The sequence below is a fragment of the Aureivirga sp. CE67 genome (assembly GCF_015767245.1).
GTDB lineage: Bacteria > Bacteroidota > Bacteroidia > Flavobacteriales > Flavobacteriaceae > Aureivirga.
The window spans coordinates 1-2,692 of the sequence record NZ_JADOTV010000043.1; the positions used below are offsets into that span (position 1 = coordinate 1).

General features: G+C 35.9%; 1 protein-coding gene. It reads right to left on the bottom strand.

Going from position 1 to position 2,692, the window contains the following annotated elements; all coding sequences use genetic code 11:
- A partial coding sequence (locus I0K12_RS21895; RefSeq protein WP_196890315.1) for a DUF11 domain-containing protein occupies positions 1-2,692 on the bottom strand: 2,692 nt, incomplete at both ends.

Here is a 2,692-nt window from a genome sequence, read left to right on the forward strand (position 1 = left end):
ATCTACAATCGAAACATTATCTAAAGTGACATTTCCAGTATTGCTTACTAAAACAGTATAAATAACTTCACTTCCTACTGATAAGTTTGAAACATCACTCGTTACTGTTTTCACTACTTCAATTGAAGGATCTTCTGAAATCGTAACTTCGGTTGGATCGTCTTCCGTGTTTCCATCCGCATCATCATTATCATCCGATACATCTTCTACAGTGGTATCTTCTGGAGAATCTCCACTTGCAAAAACACTATTCGCAAATCCTCCATTGTCAATATCCGATTGCGTTACGGTATAAGAAACGGTATAAGTAGCAACTTCTCCTACTTGCAAGATTCCTTCTAAACTTCCCATAGAAGAAGAATCAAAAATACTTGCTAATGTTTGTGGATTCGAAGTTCCATCTAATTCCGTTAAAGTATCTACAATCGAAACATTATCTAAAGTAACATTTCCGGTATTGCTTACTAAAACTGTATAAGTAACGACATCTCCTACTTCGATATTTGAAACATCACTTATCACTGTTTTTACAACTTCTATCGAAGGATCTTCTGAAATTGTAACTTCGGTCGGATCGTCTTCCGTATTTCCATCCGTATCATCATTATCATCCGAAACATCTTCCACAGTAGTATCTTCTGGAGAATCTCCACTTGCAAAAACACTATTCGCAAATCCTCCATTGTCAATATCTAATTGCGTCACGGTATAAGAAACTGTATAAGTAGCAACTTCTCCTACTTGCAAGATTCCTTCTAAACTTCCCATGGAAGAAGAATCAAAAATACTTGCTAATGTTTGTGGATTCGAAGTTCCATCTAATTCGGTTAAAGTATCTACAATCGAAACATCATCTAAAGTAACATTTCCAGTATTGCTTACTAAAACTGTATAAGTAACTTCACTTCCTACTGCTAGGTTTGAAACATCACTTGTTACTGTTTTCACTACTTCAATTGAAGGATCTTCTGAAATCGTAACTTCGGTTGGATCGTCTTCCGTATTTCCATCCGCATCATCATTATCATCCGAAACATCTTCAACCGTCGTATCTTCTGGAGAATCTCCACTTGCAAAAACACTATTCGCAAATCCTCCATTGTCAATATCTGATTGGCTTACGGTATAAGAAACGGTATAAGTAGCAACTTCGCCTACTTGCAAGATTCCTTCTAAACTTCCTATGGAAGAAGAGTCAAAAACACTTGCTAAAGTTTGTGGATTCGAAGTTCCATCTAATTCGGTTAAAGTATCGACAATCGAAACATTGTCTAAAGTAACATTTCCAGTATTACTAACTAAAACTGTATAAGTAACGACATCTCCAACTGCTAGGTTTGAAACATCACTCCTTACCGTTTTCACTACTTCAATCGAAGGATCTTCTGAAATTGTAACTTCGGTTGGATCATCTTCTGTATTTCCATCCGCATCATCATTATCATCCGAAACATCTTCCACAGTAGTATCTTCTGGAGAATCTCCACTTGCAAAAACACTATTCGCAAATCCTCCATTGTCAATATCTAATTGCGTCACGGTATAAGAAACCGTATAAGTAGCAACTTCTCCTACTTGCAAGATTCCTTCTAAACTTCCCATAGAAGAAGAATCAAAAATACTTGCTAATGTTTGTGGATTCGAAGTACCATCTAATTCCGTTAAAGTATCGACAATCGAAACATTATCTAAAGTAACATTTCCGATATTGCTTACTAAAATGCTATAAGTAACGACATCTCCTACTGCTAAGTTTGAAACATCACTTGTTACTGTTTTTATAACTTCAATTGAAGGATCTTCTGAAATCGTAACTTCGGTTGGATCGTCTTCCGTATTTCCATCCGCATCATCATTATCATCCGAAATATCTTCAACCGTAGTATCTTCTGGAGAATCTCCACTTGCAAAAACACTATTTGCAAATCCTCCATTATCAATATCTGATTGTGTTACAGTATAAGAAACGGTATAAGTAGCAACTTCTCCTACTTGCAAGATTCCTTCTAAACTTCCCATTGAAGAAGAATCAAAAATACTTGCTAATGTTTGTGGATTCGAAGTTCCATCTAATTCCGTTAAAGTATCGACAATCGAAACATTATCTAAAGTAACATTTCCGGTATTGCTTACTAAAACAGTATAAGTAACTTCACTTCCTACTGCTAGGTTTGAAACATCACTTGTTACTGTTTTTACTACTTCAATTGAAGGATCTTCTGAAATCGTAACTTCGGTTGGGTCATCTTCCGTATTTCCATCTGTATCATCATTATCATCAGAAGTGTCTTCAACTTTTGTGTTTTCTGGAGAATCTCCACTTGCAAAAACACTATTCGCAAATCCTCCATTATCAATATCCGATTGAGTTACGGTATAAGAAACGGTATAAGTAGCAACTTCTCCTACTTGTAAGATTCCTTCTAAACTTCCCATAGAAGAAGAATCAAAAATACTTGCTAAAGTTTGTGGATTCGAAGTTCCATCCAATTCCGTTAAAGTATCGACTATCGAAACATTATCTAAAGTAACATTTCCGGTATTGCTTACTAAAACAGTATAAGTAACAACATCTCCAACTGCTAGGTTTGAAACATCACTCGTTACTGTTTTCACTACTTCTATCGAAGGATCTTCTGAAATCGTAATTTCTGTCGGATCGTCTTCCGTGTTTCCATCCGTATCATCATTA